Consider the following 17,991-nt stretch of genomic DNA (forward strand, 5'->3'; position numbering starts at 1 on the left):
GCCGGCCGCGGCCGCCCCGCCGCCCCCGCAGCCGATGCCGCCGCCTCCCGGCGCCCCGCCGCCACCGCAGATGGCCCCGCCGCCGGCGGCGGAGCCGATCCCGCGCCATCGCGGCGCGGATTCCCTGGGGCCCGGGCCGGATGGTTCGGCGGACGGGCCGCCGAGCGGTGGCCAGTCCGTGGCCGAACTATTGGCGCGGCTGCAGGTCGAGCCGTCCGGCGGCGGCCGGCGCCGGCGACGTGACGGCTGAGCTGGGAGCTTCCTCACACCGGCTTTCATTGGGCCCGGCCTGATGGATCGATTAAAGTCTTAATGACCGTCCGGTACCCGAGCAGTGGACCGGAACGAACAAAGAAAGCTGTGAGGTCGTCTGCGATGGGGCAGTTCGACGGACTGCGCCCGGCCAGGCTCAAGGTGGGCATCATCTCCGCCGGCCGGGTGGGCTCCGCGCTCGGTGTCGCGCTGGAGCGCGCCGACCACGTCGTGGTGGCGTGCAGCGGCGTCTCCCGGGCGTCGCGTGAGCGGGCGCAGCGCCGGCTGCCCGATACGCCGGTGGTGTCGCCGCCGGACGTGGCCGAAAGCGCCGAACTGCTGCTGCTGGCGGTCCCCGACAGCGAGCTCGCCGGCCTGGTGTCCGGCCTGGCGGCCACCTCGGCCGTGCGGCCCGGCACGATCGTCGCGCACACATCCGGCGCCAACGGCGTCGGCATCCTGGCGCCGCTGGCCCACGACGGCTGCATACCGCTGGCGATCCATCCGGCGATGACGTTCACCGGCTCCGACGAGGACATCACCCGGGTGCCGGACACCTGCTTCGCGATCACCGCGGCCGACGACGTCGGGTACGCGATCGGGCAGTCGCTCGTCCTGGAGATGGGCGGGGAGCCGTTCTGCGTCCGCGAGGACGCCCGCGTGCTGTACCACGCCGCGCTGGCGCACGCCGGCAACCACATCGTGACCGTGGTGGCCGACGCGCTCGACGCGCTGCGGGCCGCGCTACGGGGCAGTGAACTGCTCGGGCAACAGACCGTCGACGACCAGCCGGGCGGCCTCGCCGAACGGATCGTCGGGCCGCTGGCCCGGGCGGCGCTGGAGAACACCCTGCAGCGCGGGCAGGCCGCGCTCACCGGTCCGGTCGCCCGCGGCGACGCCGCCGCGGTGGCCGAGCATCTGGCCGCGCTCGCGGAGGTCGGGCCGGAGCTGGCCCAGGCCTACCGGGTCAACGCCCTGCGGACCGCCCAGCGCGCGCACGCCCCCGACGATGTCGTGGAGGTGCTGGCGCGATGACGGCACGCAAGCCCGCGTTCAATCCCGGTGAGCTCAACGTGTACTCGGCGCCGCGCGACGTCACCGATGTCAGCCGGGCGCTGCGGCACACCGGGCGCCGGGTGATGCTGGTGCCCACCATGGGCGCCCTGCACGAGGGGCACCTGGCGCTGGTGCGCGCCGCCAAGCGGGTGCCCGGTTCCGTGGTGGTGGTCTCGATCTTCGTCAACCCCCTGCAGTTCGGGGCCGGCGAGGACCTCGACGCCTACCCCCGCACCCTCGACGACGACCTGGCGCTGCTGCGCGGCGAGGGCGTCGAGATCGTCTTCGCGCCGACCGCCGCGGCGATGTATCCCGATGGGCTGCGCACCACCGTGCAGCCCGGCCCCCTGGCCGCCGAGCTCGAGGGTGGCCCGCGGCCGACCCATTTCGCCGGCGTGCTGACGGTGGTGTGCAAACTGCTGCAGATCGTCCGCCCCGACCGGGTTTTCTTCGGCGAAAAGGATTATCAGCAGCTGGTCATGATCCGCCAGATGGTCGCCGACCTGAACCTCGACGTGGCCGTCGTCGGCGTCCCGACGGTGCGCGAACCCGACGGGCTGGCGATGTCCTCGCGCAACCGCTACCTGGACGCGACGCAGCGCGAACTGGCCGTGGCGCTTTCGGCGGCGCTGACGGCCGGGGCACACGCCGCGACCCACGGTGCCCAGGCCGCGCTCGACGCGGCTCGCGCGGTGCTCGAAGCGACGCCCGGTCTGGTCGTCGATTACCTCGAGCTGCGCGACGCCGACCTGGGGCCGTTGCGCGGCAACGGATCCGGCCGGCTGCTGGTCGCGGCCAGGCTCGGCAGCACCCGGCTGCTCGACAACGTGTCAATCCAGATCGGAAACCTCGCCGGCACCGCAGGACCGGACGAACTCGCCCAATCACATTGGAGGAATTGATGTTACGGACGATGCTGAAGTCGAAGATCCATCGCGCCACCGTCACGCAGGCCGACCTGCACTACGTCGGCTCGGTGACCATCGACGCCGACTTGATGGAGGCCGCCGACCTGCTCGAGGGCGAACAGGTGACCATCGTCGACATCGACAACGGTGCCCGGCTGGTCACCTACGCGATCACCGGCGAACGCGGTACCGGGGTGATCGGAATCAACGGCGCCGCAGCGCATCTGGTGCACCCGGGCGACCTGGTGATCCTGATCGCCTACGGCACGATGGAAGAAGCGGAGGCGCGCGCCTACCGGCCGCGGATCGTGTTCGTCGACGCCGACAACAAGCCGATCGACCTCGGGCACGACCCGGCGTTCGTGCCCGCCGACGCGGCGGAGCTGTTGGACCCGCGGATCGGCGCGCGGTAACCGTGCTGCTGGCCATCGACGTCCGCAACACGCACACCGTCGTCGGACTGATCTCCGGATCCAAGGAGCACGCAAAAGTCGTGCAGCAGTGGCGGATCCGCACGGAATCCGAGGCCACCGCGGACGAATTGGCGCTGACCATCGACGGGCTGATCGGCGACGATTCCGAGCGCCTCACCGGGGCCGTCGCGCTGTCGACCGTCCCGTCGGTGCTGCACGAGGTGCGGGTCATGCTCGATCAGTACTGGCCGTCGGTGCCGCACGTGCTGATCGAGCCGGGCGTGCGCACGGGGATCCCGCTGCTCGTCGACAACCCCAAGGAAGTCGGCGCCGACCGCATCGTCAACTGCCTCGCGGCGTTTCACAAGTTCGGCACCGCGGCCATCGTCATCGACTTCGGATCCTCGATCTGCGTGGACGTGGTGTCGGCCAAGGGCGAATTCCTCGGCGGCGCGATCGCGCCCGGCGTGCAGGTGTCCTCCGATGCCGCCGCGGCCCGCTCCGCCGCGCTGCGCCGCGTCGAATTGACCCGGCCCCGTTCGGTCGTCGGCAAGAACACCGTCGAATGCATGCAGGCGGGTGCGGTGTTCGGGTTCGCCGGGCTGGTCGACGGCTTGGTGCAGCGCGTCCGCGAGGACGTGGACGGATTCGGCAACGCCCTGGGCGATCAGGTCGCGGTGGTGGCGACCGGCCATACCGCGCCCCTGCTGCTGCCCGAGCTGCACACCGTCAGCCATTACGACCAACACCTGACGCTGCACGGCCTGCAGCTGGTCTTCGAACGCAACCGGGACGCCCAGCGCGGTCGGCTGAAGACCGCGCGCTGAGGGACGCCCTCGCACGTCGCATCGAGTGTGCGTGCGCGGCTTCCGTTGTGAAACGTCGCAGTGATTTGGCGGAATTTTTCGCCCACGCCGCACACTCAAAGCCCTGAACGCACACTCGGCGACGTCAATTAAGCTGGCACGTCGTGAGCGAAGCCGACCCCGACCTCCCCGAGCAGTTCCGGATCCGCCGGGACAAGCGCGCTCGCCTGCTGGAGGAGGGGTGCGACCCCTACCCGGTCGCCATCGAGCGCACCCACACCCTGGCCGAGGTGCGCGCCGCCCACCCCGACCTCCCGACCGACACCGCCACCGACGACATCGTCGGCGTCGCGGGCCGCGTCATCTTCGCGCGCAACTCCGGGAAATTGTGCTTTGCGACACTCCAGGACGGCGACGGCACCACGCTGCAGGTGATGATCAGCCTCGACAAGGTCGGGCAGCAGGCGCTCGACGCGTGGAAGGCCGACGTCGACCTCGGAGACATCGTCTACGTGCACGGCAACGTGATCAGCTCGCGGCGGGGCGAGCTGTCCGTCCTGGCGGATTCCTGGCGGATGGCGGCCAAGTCGCTGCGGCCGCTGCCCGTCGCCCACAAGGAGATGAGCGAAGAGTCGCGGGTGCGGCAGCGCTACGTCGACCTGATCGTGCGTCCCCAGGCCCGGTCGGTGGCCCGGCAGAGAATCGCCGTCATCCGCGCGATACGCAACGCGTTGGAACGGCGCGGGTTTCTCGAAGTCGAAACGCCTATGTTGCAGACGCTCGCCGGTGGCGCCGCGGCACGGCCGTTCATCACCCATTCCAATGCGCTCGACATCGATCTCTACCTGCGGATCGCGCCCGAACTGTTCCTCAAGCGCTGCATCGTCGGCGGATTCGACAGGGTCTTCGAGCTAAATCGCGTGTTCCGAAACGAAGGGGCCGATTCGACGCATTCTCCCGAATTTTCGATGTTGGAGACCTACCAGACCTACGGAACCTATGACGATTCAGCGATCGTCACGCGCGAGCTTATTCAAGAGGTGGCCGACGAGGCGATCGGAACCCGACAACTGCCGTTGCCAGACGGCAGCGTGTACGACATAGACGGAGAATGGGCGTCGATACAAATGTACCCGTCGCTGTCCGCGGCGCTCGGCGAGGAGATCACGCCCGAGACGGGGGTCGACCGGCTGTGGGCCATCGCCGACCGGCTCGGGGTGGAGATCCCCAAAGACCGCGGCTACGGCCACGGCAAGCTCGTCGAGGAACTGTGGGAGCACGCCGTGGGCAACGCGCTGACCGCTCCCACGTTCGTCAAGGATTTCCCTGTCGAGACAACGCCTTTGACGCGGCAGCACCGCAGCATTCCCGGCGTGACCGAGAAGTGGGACCTCTACATTCGCGGGGTCGAACTGGCCACCGGCTATTCCGAACTGAACGACCCGGTGGTGCAGCGCGAGAGGTTCGCGGCGCAGGCGCGCGCCGCGGCGGCCGGCGACGACGAGGCCATGGTGCTCGACGAAGACTTTCTCGCCGCGCTCGAGTACGGGATGCCGCCATGCACTGGAACCGGAATGGGTATCGATCGGTTGCTGATGACTTTGACCGGCCTGTCAATTAGAGAGACAGTTTTGTTCCCGATTGTGCGGCCGCACTCCGGCTGAGTTACCCGTTGCGCCTGGATTGAGTATCCTGCGTTCTTATGGCAGATTGGTGCCTTGGGGAGTGAATCCAAACTGCTCAGCAACTGCTCAGGACGAAACGCGAGGGTAAGCTAATGGCGAAAAAAGTGACCGTCACCTTGGTCGATGATTTCGACGGTGCGGGCGCGGCCGACGAAACGGTTGAATTCGGGCTTGACGGGGTGACCTACGAGATTGATCTTTCGTCCAAGAATGCCGCGAAACTGCGCAACGATTTGAAGCAATGGGTAGCAGCAGGACGCCGCGTCGGCGGACGCCGGCGCGGGCGCTCCGGTTCCGGACGTGGTCGTGGGGCCATCGACCGCGAGCAGAGCGCCGCTATCCGCGAGTGGGCCCGCCGCAACGGGCACAACGTGTCGACGCGCGGTCGCATCCCCGCGGACGTCATCGACGCGTTCCACGCCGCCACCTAAGCGGATCGCTTACCGGCGCCCGGGCCTCCCAAGGCCTGGGCGCCGGTTGTTTTCAATTTCGCTGGCGGCGGAATGATCGGCGGCCCTCGCCGGAAACGCTTTGGCGGTTTTCCTCGTTTACCTGTTACGGCTCCGCGCTGACAAGGGGTTAAGAGAGGTATGTGGCCTGGACCGCCAGCCACCGCAACGTTAGGAACCCCGGCGGGCCGACCATTACAGTGGATGGCAGGTACGCGAATGCCCCAGCTGTACCGATGGTGAGGGAGAGCAGGTAACCACCGATGTTCGAAAGATTTACCGACCGTGCCCGCAGGGTGGTCGTCCTGGCCCAGGAAGAGGCCCGGATGCTCAACCACAACTACATCGGCACCGAGCACATCTTGTTGGGCCTGATTCACGAGGGCGAGGGCGTCGCGGCGAAGTCGTTGGAGTCGCTGGGCATCTCGTTGGAGGGCGTCCGCAGCCAGGTCGAGGAGATCATCGGCCAGGGGCAGCAGGCGCCGTCGGGACACATCCCGTTCACGCCGCGCGCCAAGAAGGTTCTCGAGCTGAGCCTGCGCGAGGCGCTGCAGCTCGGCCACAACTACATCGGCACCGAGCACATCCTCCTGGGCCTGATCCGCGAGGGTGAGGGCGTCGCCGCCCAGGTGCTGGTGAAGCTGGGCGCGGAGCTGACCCGGGTGCGCCAGCAGGTGATCCAGCTGCTGAGCGGCTACCAGGGCAAGGAGGCCGCGGAGGCCGGCACGGGTGGCCGCGGGGGCGAGTCCGGCAGCCCGTCGACGTCGCTGGTGCTCGACCAGTTCGGGCGCAACCTGACGGCCGCCGCCATGGAGGGCAAGCTGGACCCGGTCATCGGCCGCGAGAAGGAAATCGAGCGGGTGATGCAGGTCCTGAGCCGCCGCACCAAGAACAACCCGGTGCTGATCGGCGAGCCCGGCGTCGGCAAGACCGCCGTCGTCGAGGGCCTGGCGCAGGCCATCGTGCACGGCCAGGTCCCGGAGACGCTGAAGGACAAGCAGCTCTACACGCTGGATTTGGGTTCGTTGGTCGCGGGCAGCCGCTACCGCGGTGACTTCGAGGAGCGCCTGAAGAAGGTGCTCAAGGAGATCAACACCCGCGGCGACATCATCCTGTTCATCGACGAGCTGCACACGCTGGTCGGTGCCGGTGCCGCCGAGGGCGCGATCGACGCCGCGTCGATCCTGAAGCCGAAGCTGGCCCGCGGCGAGCTGCAGACGATCGGCGCGACCACGCTCGACGAGTACCGCAAGTACATCGAGAAGGACGCCGCGCTGGAGCGCCGCTTCCAGCCCGTGCAGGTGGGGGAGCCGACGGTGGAGCACACCATCGAGATCCTCAAGGGTCTGCGCGACCGCTACGAAGCCCACCACCGGGTGTCGATCACCGACTCCGCGATGGTGGCCGCGGCCACCCTGGCCGACCGCTACATCAACGACCGGTTCCTGCCGGACAAGGCGATCGACCTGATCGACGAGGCGGGCGCCCGGATGCGGATCCGCCGGATGACCGCGCCGCCAGACCTGCGCGAGTTCGACGAGAAGATCGCCGAGGCGCGCCGGGAGAAGGAATCGGCGATCGACGCCCAGGACTTCGAGAAGGCGGCCAGCCTGCGCGACCGGGAGAAGACCCTGGTTGCCCAGCGGGCCGAGCGCGAAAAGCAGTGGCGTTCGGGCGATCTCGACGTGGTCGCCGAGGTCGACGACGAGCAGATCGCCGAGGTGCTGGGCAACTGGACCGGCATCCCGGTGTTCAAGCTGACCGAGGCCGAGACCACCCGCCTGCTGCGGATGGAGGACGAGCTGCACAAGCGGATCATCGGCCAGGAGGACGCGGTCAAGGCCGTGTCCAAGGCGATCCGCCGCACCCGCGCCGGGTTGAAGGACCCCAAGCGGCCGTCAGGCTCGTTCATCTTCGCCGGCCCGTCCGGTGTCGGTAAGACGGAGCTGTCCAAGGCGCTGGCCAACTTCCTGTTCGGCGACGACGACGCGCTCATCCAGATCGACATGGGCGAGTTCCACGACCGGTTCACCGCGTCGCGGCTGTTCGGCGCCCCGCCGGGATACGTCGGCTACGAAGAGGGCGGCCAGCTCACCGAGAAGGTGCGGCGCAAGCCGTTCTCGGTGGTGCTGTTCGACGAGATCGAGAAGGCCCACCAGGAGATCTACAACAGCCTGTTGCAGGTCCTCGAGGACGGCCGGCTCACCGACGGCCAGGGCCGCACGGTGGACTTCAAGAACACCGTGCTGATCTTCACCTCGAACCTCGGCACGTCCGACATCTCGAAGCCGGTCGGCCTGGGCTTCACCCAGGGTGGCGGTGAGAACAACTACGAGCGGATGAAGCAGAAGGTCAACGACGAGCTGAAGAAGCACTTCCGCCCGGAGTTCCTCAACCGCATCGACGACATCATCGTCTTCCACCAGCTGACCAAGGACGAGATCATCCGGATGGTCGACCTCATGATCGGCCGGGTCGCCGGACAGCTCAAGAGCAAGGACATGGCTCTGGAGCTGACCGACAAGGCGAAGGCGTTGCTGGCCAAGCGCGGCTTCGACCCGGTGCTGGGTGCCCGCCCGCTGCGGCGCACCATCCAGCGCGAGATCGAGGACCAGCTGTCCGAGAAGATCCTCTTCGAGGAGGTCGGTCCGGGGCAGGTCGTCACGGTCGACGTGGACAACTGGGACGGCGAAGGCGCCGGCGAGGACGCGGTGTTCACCTTCACCGGAACCCGCAAGCCGCCGGCCGAGCCGGACCTGGCCAAGGCCGGGGCGCACAGCGCGCCGGAAACGCAGTAGCGATTGCAGCAAACGGGCGGTTAATCTCTGACGGGATTAACCGCCCGTTTCGCATTTAAGGGGTCCGCCTGTGCTGATCGTGACCACCAACGACCTCCCGGGCTGGGAAATCCAGCGCGTCTGCGGCGAAGTGTTCGGGTTGACCGTCCGCTCGCGAAACGCCTTCTCCCAGATGGGCGCGGGCTTCAAGGCGATGTTCGGCGGCGAGCTGGCCGGCATGACCAAGAATCTCGCCGAGAGCCGCAACGAGGCGATGGGGCGCCTGATCGCCGAGGCGCGCAACCGCGGCGGCAACGCGATCGTCGCGATGCGGTTCGACACGACCGAGATCGGCGACGTGTGGACCGAGATCTGCGCGTACGGCACGGCGGTCCAAGCGGTCCCCGTCACCGAGGCGGCCAAGTACACCGCGGGACAGCTCGGCTACGGCTCCGCGGCGCCACAACAGTGAGCCGACGTCTACACTGACCGTGTCCTGACGGGTAACGGAATCTGGTGAAACTCCAGAACGGTCGCGCCACTGTCTAAAGTCAGACCCGGTGCTCGTCATCACCAGCGGGGACGCGTTTATCCCCGGAAGGAGCAGACAATGCCCAATCCCACGACGACCCGCACCCGGATCCGGTCGGTAGACCTGTCGGCGGCAAGCGCCGCGCTGTGGTTGGCCGCGACCGCCTTCCTCGCGCTGCTGGCGCTGTACTTCGTCGGCGTCGACCAGGGGGCGGTGTCGTTGTTCGGCGGCGACTCGCACGTGCACGAGTTCCTGCACGACGCCCGGCATCTGCTCGGCTTCCCCTGCCACTGATCGCGTGGAGAGGCGTCTGATCGGACGCGGCCTGCTGGCCGGTGCAATCGGCGCGGTGCTGGCGTTCGCGTTCGCCCGCCTGTGCGCCGAACCGGTCATCGGCCGCGCGATCGCGTACGAGGACGGCCGCGCCGACGCCCTGGACGCCCACGGCGTGCACGAGCACGGCGCCGAGTTGTTCAGCCGCGGTGTGCAGTCCAACGCCGGGCTGGGTTTCGGCGTCCTGATCTTCGGCGTCGCGATGGGCGCGCTGTTCGGCGTCGTGTTCCGCCTGGTTTTTCCGAGGGTGGAAGGCGTTGCACCGCAAGGGCTTTCCTTGCTGTTGGCGGCGGCCGCGTTCGTCGCGGTGTATCTGGTGCCGTTCGTGAAGTATCCGCCGAATCCGCCCGCGGTGGGGCAGTCGGACACGATCGGGGCGCGCACCGGCTGGTATCTGGCGACGGTGCTGGCGTCGGTGGTGCTGGCCGTCGCCGCGGTGTGGTTGGCGCGGCGGCTGACGGTCCGGTTCGGCGGGTGGAGCGGGCGGCTGCTCGCGGCGGGCGGCTACGTGGTGGCGGTCGCGGTGGTGCTGGTGCTCCTGCCGAGCATCGACGAGACACCGCAACCCGTGCGGGACGCCTCGGGGACGATCGTGTATCCCGGCTTTCCCGCCGACGTCCTCTACGAATTCAGGCTGCTTGCCCTGGCCACTCAGCTGGTGTTGTGGGCGACGATCGGTCTGGTGTTCGCGACGCTGGCCCGACGGCCGCTGGAGGAACGGGTCCCCGCGTGAGCGACGTCGTCCGGCTGACCCTGGTCTCGCACGCGATGACCGACGCCATGGCGGCCGGGCGGTTTCCCGTCGATGAGCCGCTCAACCAGATCGGCCGGCGACAGGTCAAAAAGGCTGGGCGCCTTGATGTTCAGCAGGACGCGCGGCTGTTCGCGGGACCCGAGTTGCGCGCGCGGGAGACCGCACAGCTGCTGGGCCTGCACGCCGCAACCGAACCCCGGCTGGCCGACCTGCAGTGCGGGGGATGGTGCGGGCAGACGCTGCGCGCCGTCGGCCCCGCGGATCTCGAGACGTGGCTGACCGATCCGGCCGGGGCGCCGCACGGCGGTGAGTCGATCGTCGACCTGATCCGACGGGTGGCGGGTTGGCTGGAAACCCTGGCCGGGGACACTGCGCCGGTGGTGGCGGTGACGCATCCGGCAGTGATCCGCGCCGCCATCCTGCACAGCCTCGATGCGCCCCCGAAGTCGTTCTGGGGCATCGACATTGCCCCGGTGAGTCGCACCGTGCTGCACCACCGTAACGGCCGCTGGACGCTGCGACTCTAGGTTATTGCGGTGCGATGAGCGCGAAGGCCTGCCTGGCCACCTGCAGCATCCACCCGGTCACCCTGGGCCCGTGATCGCGGGGCCAGTTCAGCTGGAAGCTGACCACCCAGGCCTGCCGGTTCTTGTCGACGGCGTACCAGCTGAACGTCAGATCTCCCGGCAGCCCACCGGCTTTCGCGCCGATATAGGGCCACACGTTGCGGTCCAGCTGGATGCCGGAGACGGCGGACAGGATCTGCCTGACCGGCGCGGCCGGGCCGACCGCGTCGGCCTGCAGCGCAGCGTGCACCCGGCAGATGTCCTCGGCGCTGCCGTACCACTCGGCGCCGTACGCCGAGGCCGGGGTGTGCGCATGGGTCGGATCGGGTTGGTACGGAGTCGAATCCGCCTGCTGCAGCAGCTGGGCGCGGACCTGCTTGGACCCCTGCTTCCATTGGTCGCGCAGGTCCGGCTTGCCCCAACCGACGGAGAACAACTCGTACATCGTGGGGAACGGGGTCATGCTGCCCGGGTCGTGATGGCCGGCGGTGGCCAGCGCCTCCTCGATGGCGTGCGTGCCCATCCGCCCGATCAGCAGGTCGGTGGCCATGTTGTCACTCGTGGCGATCATCTTCTCGGCGGCCGTGCGCACCGAAACGTGATCTCCGGGACGCAGTTCCAGGCCCGACGAGCCCACCGCGCGGCTCTTGTCGGTGACGGTGAGCTGATCGTCCCACGACACCGTCCCGCTCCGGACCGCGCCGGCCAGCGCGTGCAGCACGTACAGCTTGAAAATCGATGCCAGCGGCAAGGATTCGCCGGTGTTGGTGCCCGCAACGGGGTCGCAGTGACCGTCGTCGACCTTGGCGACCTGGTAGGAGTAGCGGGCGCCGGTCTTGCTCAGCACCGCGTCGATGTCGTGCCAGGAGTTGACCTTCGGCGCCTGCGTGTCGACGTCGAACCGGTCCACCCGACCCACGTCGTCGGTGTGTATCCGGATGTCCTGGCGCGCGCCGTACGAGGTGACCAGGTGCAGGGTGGCCACGCTGGCGCCGATGTCGACGCCGGCGAGGGTGAACGGGCGATCCCACCACAGCCCCTCCATGGTGGTCTCGACCGACTCGACCTGGTCCGGCGCGGCGAGGGTGCCGACGCCGACGGGGCCGATGGGCCAGTCGGAGTTCAGCATGTCCAGGGTCTGCTGGGCCCGGATGCCGGGGGGCGTCCGGGTGTCGATCTGCCGACCCGGATCGGCTGCGTTCGCGTGCGGGGCGGGCGGGGGCGCACAACCGGGCGCCAGCGTCACGACCAGAGCCGCGGCGGCGCCCAACGCCGCTACCCGGCGCCGCGTCGACCGCCCGCTAGCCACCCTGCTTGGAGCCGGCAACGTCCATCACGACCTCGAATTCGAGCAGCGACGCCCCGGTCGCCACGGGGTTGGCCCGCTCGCCGGCATGGGCCTCGATGGCGGGGCCCTTCGCCCACGCCTGGAAGGCGTCCTCGGACTCCCAGTGCGTCACCACGAAGTAGCGGTTTTCGCCCTTGATGGGACGCAGCAGCTGAAAGCCCAGGAAGCCGGGTTGCCGATCGACCGCGTGCGCGCGGTGGGCGAACCGCTTCTCCAGTTCGGGGCCGGCGTCCGCGGGCACCTCGATTGCGTTGATCTTCACCACGTGCGGCATTCCGCTAGGCTACCGCGCGGCTCCCGCTGTCGAACCCCCGGGCGGGCCACGCAAGATGGTGCTATGCCCAGCGATCTGTTGACCTGCCACGGCGGCAGTGGCGCGCCGTTGGTGCTGGTGCACGGCCTGATGGGCCGCGGCACCACCTGGTCGCGGCAGCTGCCGTGGCTGGCCCGGCTGGGCACCGTCTACACCTACGACGCCCCGTGGCACCGGGGCCGCCACGTCGACGATCCGCACCCGATCAGCACCGAACGCTTCGTGGCCGACCTGGGCGACGCGGTCGGCGGCCTGGGGGCGCCGGCCAGGCTGGTGGGGCATTCGATGGGCGCCCTGCACTCGTGGTGCCTGGCCGCCGAGCGCCCGGACTTCGTCTCGGCGCTGGTGGTCGAGGACATGGCGCCGGACTTCCGCGGCCGCACCACCGGGCCGTGGGAGCCGTGGCTGCACGCCCTGCCGGTCGAATTCGATTCTGCCGAGCAGGTTTTCGCCGAGTTCGGGCCGGTCGCCGGCCGGTACTTCCTGGATGCCTTCGATCGCACGGAAAGCGGGTGGCGGTTGCACGGGCACACCTCGCGATGGATCGAGATCGCCGCCGAATGGGGCACTCGGGACTACTGGGCGCAGTGGAAGGCCGTGCGCGCGCCGGCGCTGCTCCTGGAGGCCGGCATTTCCGTCACCCCGCCGGGCCAGATGCTCGCGATGACCGAAACGGATTCCCCGACAACGTATTTGCACGTGCCGCAGGTCGGCCACCTCATCCACGACGAAGCCCCGGAGGAGTACCGGGAAGCGGTGGAATCCTTCCTGGCGGCTACCGACGGCCGGTGAGCCCGAACGCGGTGCGCAGCGCCACCGCCATGAGCGTGTTGGTCGGGTTCTGGCATCCCGAGGTGACGAACACGCTGCCGTCGGCGACATAGACGTTGTCCATCTGGTGCATTCGCCCGTTGGGGTCGACGACGCTGGTCGCCGGGGACACGCCCATCTGCATGCCGCCCATCACGTGCTTGGTGTTGGGCGGCGTGCCGCCGCTCAGCTTCCGCTCCAGCCCGTCCGGGATGGCCGCGAACAGCTGCGCTCCGGCGGCCGCCATCATCGCGGTGATGGGCACCAGGAAAAACGTCTGCGCGACCGCCTCGTGCCTGCCGGGCGCCCAGGTCACGCGGGCCACCGGCTGTCCGTTGAGGTCGGTGACCGTCGGGTCGAGGGTGACGTTGTTGGTCAGGTAGGGCAGGTCGGTGCCGATGAAGTTGACGCCGGCCAGCCGGTCGCGCAGCAGCGAGGCGCGCATCAGGTCCTTGAACGGGCTGCCGAACAGCTGCACGCCCGGCAGGAACCCCAGGATCTCCTGGTAGAACTTGCCCTCGGTGATCGGGTCCTGGCTCCCGCCCAGCTCGCACAGCCCGCCGCGGATGTAGGGCAGCCCGGCCAGTTTCGCCGCGAGGCGCGCCCCCGGGAAGTTGGGGTCGCAGAAATCCTCCATGCACTGGGTGATCGAGCGGCCGCGGTAGGCGTGCACCCGCTGGTCGAGGTAGATGCCGAACCCGTCGACAAAGTTGTGGAACATCAGCCGGGTGCCGATGCGCCCGCTGGCGTCGGGCAGGCCGGAGAGCAGCGCCAGGCGCGACGTCTCGATCGCCGAGGCGGCCAGCACCACCAGGTCGGCGCTCTCCCCGCCGGGGTTGCCCTGCGGGTCGAGATACGAGACGCCGGTTGCGCGCCGGCCGGTGAAGTTGACCTTGGTGACGGTGGTCTCGGGGTGCAACTGCGCACGCCCGGTCCGCAGCGCCAGGCGCAGCGGCGCCAGGGCGCCCACCCGGGCCGAGATCGGGCAGCCGTAGTTGCTGCAGAACCCGCAGTTGTTGCACGGCGGTCGGCCGTCGTACTCGACCGAATTGATCGCGGTCGGAAACGGATACGGGTGCAGCCCAATGCGTTTGGCCCCCTTGGCGATCAGCGTGGAGGAGCGCTGCTGCGGTCCCGGCGGCATCGGGAAATTCTGCGTGCGCGGCGCGTGCTTGAAGGACAGCGCGGGTATCGCCCGGACGTCGCCCTGAGTCCCGAGCAGCGTTTCGATCGCGTCGTAGTAGGGCGCGATCTCGCTGTATTCGAACGGCCAATCCTGCATGTCCGCGCCGGGCTGCGGGCCAAGCATCGACAGCCCCTTGAAGTCGATGTCCCAGAACCGCGGGACCTTCGCGTCCCAGTGCGTGGTTCCGCCGCCGACGGTCACGGGGAGCTCGTTGACGGGGCCGACGTAGCTGGCCGCCTGGGCGGCGTTGGCGCGAAACGTGCGGGGGTAGGCCAGGGGGTCCGGCTGCTCGAAATAGCGGTACAGCGACTTGAGTTCGTCGTTGGAGAACGTCGTGCCGAGGGGACCGGTGCCATCAAGGTTGGTGTAGTAGTTCGAGCCCTTCTCGAATATCACTACGTCCCAACCATTTTGGGCGAGTTCCATCGCCACCGTCGACCCGCCGGCGCCGGAGCCGACGATGACCGCCTTAGGCACTCACGCCGCCCCTTCCGCCCAATTTGGAGACCACCTGTTCCCAGCCGTGACGCAGCCGGTTGATGATGTCGGTGACGATCACCACGTCCCACTGGATCGCTTCGACCTGGGCGGGCGTGTATCCCCGCGGCTGGGAATCGCCGGGATACTTGATGTCCTTCCAGCCGACCAGGTTCGCGTTGCCGCCGTATTCGGGGACGCTGTACATCGCCTCGATGGTGTGGCCGAACAGGACGCCGGCGAACGCCGCCGCCGGCCCGTGGGCCAGGATGAGGTCCTGCCGGACCGGCTGCACGGCGGTGAAGTCGCCGCCGGCCTGCTGGTCGAGCAGGGCGATGCCGCTGGTGTACTGGTTGCGAAGCTGCGTCAGCCGCTGCTGCCAGCCGTACGCCTGGGCGCGATTGAGCGGCACGAAGGTGGCCATGTAGTCCTGGGAGCCGCCGGCGCGATCGCTCCATGGGCCGCCGGCGTGCACATCGGCGGGCGTGACGTCGAACACCGACAGCATCCGGTCCAGGTAGTTCACCACGTTGGCTTCATGCGCCCCGGGGCTCCCCAGCTCGACCGGGCAGTCCTCCGGCCCGGGGATCAGCCGGCGGGTGGCGGCGTCGAGCACCGCAGCCTGATGCGGCGACAGGAATCGGTAGCCCGTGGCGGCGGACGCGGCGGGTGGCGGCCCCATTGCGGCGGCCAGCGGCAGCAGGCTCAGGCCGCCGAGCACCGCGCGCCGGGACACCGGCGGCAAGCGGGATCCTTCGGCGGCCTCCTCGCTGGGCACATCGGCAGGGTAAGACGCAGATATGAGTCTTACGTGGAACGCCCGCCCGGCGGCGTGTCGGGTTGCGCCGTAACGGGGTTCGCGCTAGCGGCGACGGCCCCTGCTACCCCTCGCCCGCCAACGCGAACCGGCCGTCGGCGGTCCGAGTCACCAGGCCGTCGGCCAGCAGCGAATCCAGCGCGCGGTCACGCTGCTGCGTATCGGTCAGCCACGCGACGTCCAGCTCGGCCCGGGTGACCGGGGAATCCTTGGCACGCAACACATCCAACAACCGCCCGCGGACCTGACGGTCGGTGCCGGCGTAGGTCTGCACCCGACGGGCCGGGCCCTGCGCGGGCGGACAACCCGCCGCCCGCCACGCGCACCCCTCGAGCGGGCACAACCCGCATCGCGGCGCCCGCGCGGTGCACACGATCGCACCCAGCTCCATGAGTGCGATCGAAAACGTCGGCGCCCGTTCATCATCGGGCAGCAGCGCCGAGACGTCCGCGTAGTCGCGTGAGGCGCTTGGCGCCCCGGCGTCGGCCAGGCCGTGCACGGCGCGGGCCACCACCCGGCGCACGTTGGTGTCCACCACCGGCACCGATCGGCCGTAGGCGAAACACGCGATCGCCCGCGCGGTGTAGCTGCCGACGCCGGGCAACGTCAGCAACGTGTCGACGTCGTCGGGAACCACGTCGCCGTGGTCGCGGGCGATCACGGTGGCGCACTCGTGCAATCGCTTGGCGCGCCTCGGATAGCCCAGCTTGCCCCAGGCGCGCAGGACGTCGGCCGCGCTGGCCGCTGCGGTGGCCGACGGGGTGGGCCAGCGTCGCACCCAATCGGTCCAGATCGGCAGCACCCGCGACACGGGCGTCTGCTGCAGCATGAACTCGCTGACCAGAATCTGCCACGGGCTGACATCGGGTTCTCGCCAGGGCAACTCGCGCCGCGACCGGTGATACCAGTCGATGAGCTCGCTCGGCGAGATCACCTGCGGTTGCGGCATGATGTGTGCCATGCCTAACACCAGCCCAGTAACCGCGTGGAAAGCACTCAAAGAGGGTAACGAGCGATTCGTCGCCGGTAAGCCTCAGCATCCCAGCCAAAGCGTCGAGCATCGCGCCAGCCTGGCCGCCGGGCAAAAGCCGACAGCGATCATCTTCGGCTGCGCCGACAGCCGGGTGGCGGCCGAGCTGCTATTCGATCAGGGACTGGGTGACGTGTTCGTGGTTCGCACCGCCGGACAGGCCATCGACTCGGCGGTGCTGGGCTCCATCGAGTACGCGGTGACGGTGCTCGACGTGCCGCTGGTCGTCGTCCTCGGCCACACCAGTTGCGGTGCCGTCAAGGCCGCCATCGGCGCGATCGACGACGGCGCGATACCGGGCGGCTACGTGCGCGACGTGGTCGAGCGGGTCGCGCCGTCGATCCTGCTCGGCCGTCGCGACGGCCTGAGCCGTGTCGACGAGTTCGAGGAACGGCACGTCAAGGAGACGGTGGCCCAGCTCGTGGCGCGTTCGTCGACCATCGCGGAGCGGGTGTCCGCGGGCACGCTGGCCATCGCCGGCGTCACCTACCAACTCGCCGACGGGCGCGCCGCGTTGGTCGAGCACGTCGGTGATATCGGCGGATAACGACCGCCTTTCTCCCCGCCACTAACACGGCTCGCCCCTTTTTAGGGCCAGCAAACCTCGCGACACGCCGACGCGGATCGGACAAATCCGCGTGACCTGGGCCTACGGTGTGATCGTGCTGGATCTGGAACCGCGTGGCCCGCTACCCACCGAGATCTATTGGCGGCGCAGGGGCCTGGCCCTGGGCCTTGCGGTCGTCGTGATCGGGGTCGTCGCCGCCATCGTCGTCGCCTTCATGGGCAACAAGGCGGGCGCCAAGCCCGCCAGCGCCGATAAGCCGAACTCCGCCCAGAGCAAGCCCGCCGCGCCCCCGAGCCAGGCGCCGCCCCCGGGGCAGGAGGGCGTCGCGCCCGTGCCGGCGCCGCAGGGGCAGAACCCCGAGTCGCCCACCCCGACCGCCGCGGTGCAGCCGCCGCCGGTGCTGAAGGAGGGCGATGACTGCCCCGATTCGACGCTGGCGGTCAAGGGCCTGACCAACGCGCCCCAGTACTTCATCGGCGACCAGCCGAAGTTCACCATGGTCGTCACCAACATCGGGCTGGTGTCCTGCAAACGCGACGTGGGAGCGGCGTCGCTCGCCGCCTACGTCTACTCGCTGGACAACAAGCGGCTGTGGTCCAACCTGGACTGCGCGCCCTCCAACGAGACCCTGATCAAGACGTTCACGCCGGGCGAGCAGGTGACGACGGCCGTGACCTGGACGGGCATGGGATCGGCGCCGCACTGCCCGCTGCCGCGGCCGGCGATCGGGCCGGGCACCTACAACCTCGTCGTGCAGCTGGGCAACCTTCGCTCGCAGCCGGTTCCGTTCATCATGAACCAGCCGCCACCGCCGCCGGGTCCGGTCCCGGGGCAGCCGGGTCAGCCGGCGCTCGCGCCGCCGCCGGAGGCCCCGCCGGGCGCGGCGCCGGGCCCCAGTCCCGCGGGCTGAC

Annotated in this window: 19 protein-coding genes and 1 pseudogene; 15 read left to right on the forward strand and 5 right to left on the reverse strand. The window is 69.3% G+C overall.

Annotated elements, in window-relative coordinates; genetic code table 11:
• From AWB89_RS27315 to AWB89_RS17200, 12 genes and pseudogenes are all read left to right on the forward strand, one after another.
• Positions 1–250 (forward strand): annotated as a pseudogene (locus AWB89_RS27315) (DUF6779 domain-containing protein); the annotation flags it as partial.
• Between the two features lie 125 nt (positions 251–375).
• Positions 376–1,287 (forward strand): Rossmann-like and DUF2520 domain-containing protein, encoded by a 912-nt coding sequence (locus AWB89_RS17150; protein WP_085175284.1) that lies wholly within the window; start codon positions 376–378, stop codon positions 1,285–1,287.
• Positions 1,284–2,210, forward strand: coding sequence for a pantoate--beta-alanine ligase (gene panC / locus AWB89_RS17155; RefSeq protein ID WP_085175286.1), 927 nt, complete (start codon positions 1,284–1,286; stop codon positions 2,208–2,210). The genes AWB89_RS17150 and panC overlap by 4 nt, the downstream gene beginning before the upstream one ends.
• Complete coding sequence (gene panD / locus AWB89_RS17160; RefSeq protein WP_066971501.1) at positions 2,210–2,629, forward strand: aspartate 1-decarboxylase; 420 nt, start codon at positions 2,210–2,212, stop codon at positions 2,627–2,629. Before panC ends, panD begins: the two co-directional genes overlap by 1 nt.
• A 2-nt stretch (positions 2,630–2,631) precedes the next feature.
• Positions 2,632–3,456: a type III pantothenate kinase gene (locus AWB89_RS17165; protein WP_085175288.1), complete on the forward strand. Its 825-nt coding sequence runs from the start codon at positions 2,632–2,634 to the stop codon at positions 3,454–3,456.
• Positions 3,457–3,599: 143 nt separating this feature from the next.
• Positions 3,600–5,099 (forward strand): lysine--tRNA ligase, encoded by a 1,500-nt coding sequence (gene lysS, locus AWB89_RS17170; protein WP_085175290.1) that lies wholly within the window; start codon positions 3,600–3,602, stop codon positions 5,097–5,099.
• A gap of 113 nt (positions 5,100–5,212) precedes the next feature.
• Positions 5,213–5,551: a histone-like nucleoid-structuring protein Lsr2 gene (gene lsr2, locus AWB89_RS17175; protein ID WP_036363110.1), complete on the forward strand. Its 339-nt coding sequence runs from the start codon at positions 5,213–5,215 to the stop codon at positions 5,549–5,551.
• A gap of 281 nt (positions 5,552–5,832) precedes the next feature.
• Positions 5,833–8,367: an ATP-dependent protease ATP-binding subunit ClpC gene (gene clpC1, locus AWB89_RS17180; protein ID WP_085103198.1), complete on the forward strand. Its 2,535-nt coding sequence runs from the start codon at positions 5,833–5,835 to the stop codon at positions 8,365–8,367.
• A 70-nt stretch (positions 8,368–8,437) separates the two neighbouring features.
• Positions 8,438–8,818 (forward strand): YbjQ family protein, encoded by a 381-nt coding sequence (locus AWB89_RS17185; protein ID WP_085175292.1) that lies wholly within the window; start codon positions 8,438–8,440, stop codon positions 8,816–8,818.
• A 138-nt stretch (positions 8,819–8,956) separates the two neighbouring features.
• Positions 8,957–9,172: a CbtB domain-containing protein gene (locus AWB89_RS17190; RefSeq protein WP_420914763.1), complete on the forward strand. Its 216-nt coding sequence runs from the start codon at positions 8,957–8,959 to the stop codon at positions 9,170–9,172.
• Between the two features lie 4 nt (positions 9,173–9,176).
• Positions 9,177–9,944, forward strand: a complete 768-nt coding sequence (locus AWB89_RS17195; RefSeq protein ID WP_085175294.1) for a CbtA family protein — start codon at positions 9,177–9,179, stop codon at positions 9,942–9,944.
• Positions 9,941–10,492, forward strand: a complete 552-nt coding sequence (locus AWB89_RS17200) for a histidine phosphatase family protein (RefSeq protein WP_085175296.1) — start codon at positions 9,941–9,943, stop codon at positions 10,490–10,492. The genes AWB89_RS17195 and AWB89_RS17200 overlap by 4 nt, the downstream gene beginning before the upstream one ends.
• 1 nt (position 10,493) lies before the next feature.
• Here the strand turns inward: AWB89_RS17200 and AWB89_RS17205 are convergent, their stop codons facing one another.
• Both AWB89_RS17205 and mhuD read right to left on the reverse strand, forming a co-directional pair.
• Positions 10,494–11,840, reverse strand: a complete 1,347-nt coding sequence (locus tag AWB89_RS17205; protein WP_241520525.1) for a serine hydrolase — start codon at positions 11,838–11,840, stop codon at positions 10,494–10,496.
• Complete coding sequence (gene mhuD / locus AWB89_RS17210; protein ID WP_085103208.1) at positions 11,833–12,153, reverse strand: mycobilin-forming heme oxygenase MhuD; 321 nt, start codon at positions 12,151–12,153, stop codon at positions 11,833–11,835. The genes AWB89_RS17205 and mhuD overlap by 8 nt, the downstream gene beginning before the upstream one ends.
• Positions 12,154–12,216: 63 nt before the next feature.
• Between mhuD and AWB89_RS17215 the strand changes: the two genes are divergently transcribed.
• A complete protein-coding gene (locus tag AWB89_RS17215; protein ID WP_085175298.1) occupies positions 12,217–12,984 on the forward strand; it encodes an alpha/beta fold hydrolase in 768 nt (255 codons plus the stop codon).
• Here the strand turns inward: AWB89_RS17215 and AWB89_RS17220 are convergent.
• The 3 genes from AWB89_RS17220 to AWB89_RS17230 all read right to left on the reverse strand — a co-directional run bounded on the left by AWB89_RS17220 (position 12,968) and on the right by AWB89_RS17230 (position 16,443).
• Complete coding sequence (locus tag AWB89_RS17220; protein ID WP_085175300.1) at positions 12,968–14,665, reverse strand: GMC oxidoreductase; 1,698 nt, start codon at positions 14,663–14,665, stop codon at positions 12,968–12,970. The genes AWB89_RS17215 and AWB89_RS17220 overlap by 17 nt on opposite strands.
• Positions 14,658–15,443 carry a gluconate 2-dehydrogenase subunit 3 family protein gene (locus tag AWB89_RS17225; protein WP_085175302.1) on the reverse strand — a complete coding sequence of 262 codons (786 nt, stop codon included), beginning with the start codon at positions 15,441–15,443 and terminating at the stop codon, positions 14,658–14,660. Before AWB89_RS17225 ends, AWB89_RS17220 begins: the two co-directional genes overlap by 8 nt.
• A 103-nt stretch (positions 15,444–15,546) precedes the next feature.
• Positions 15,547–16,443, reverse strand: a complete 897-nt coding sequence (locus AWB89_RS17230) for an HhH-GPD family protein (RefSeq protein WP_085175304.1) — start codon at positions 16,441–16,443, stop codon at positions 15,547–15,549.
• Here AWB89_RS17230 and AWB89_RS17235 point away from each other — a divergent pair.
• Positions 16,442–17,059, forward strand: coding sequence for a carbonic anhydrase (locus AWB89_RS17235; protein ID WP_085175306.1), 618 nt, complete (start codon positions 16,442–16,444; stop codon positions 17,057–17,059). The genes AWB89_RS17230 and AWB89_RS17235 overlap by 2 nt on opposite strands.
• Before the next feature lie 115 nt (positions 17,060–17,174).
• A complete protein-coding gene (locus tag AWB89_RS17240; RefSeq protein WP_142282560.1) occupies positions 17,175–17,990 on the forward strand; it encodes a hypothetical protein in 816 nt (271 codons plus the stop codon).
• Position 17,991: the final 1 nt, after the last annotated feature.

Source organism: Mycobacterium paraense (assembly GCF_002101815.1).
Lineage (GTDB): Bacteria > Actinomycetota > Actinomycetes > Mycobacteriales > Mycobacteriaceae > Mycobacterium > Mycobacterium paraense.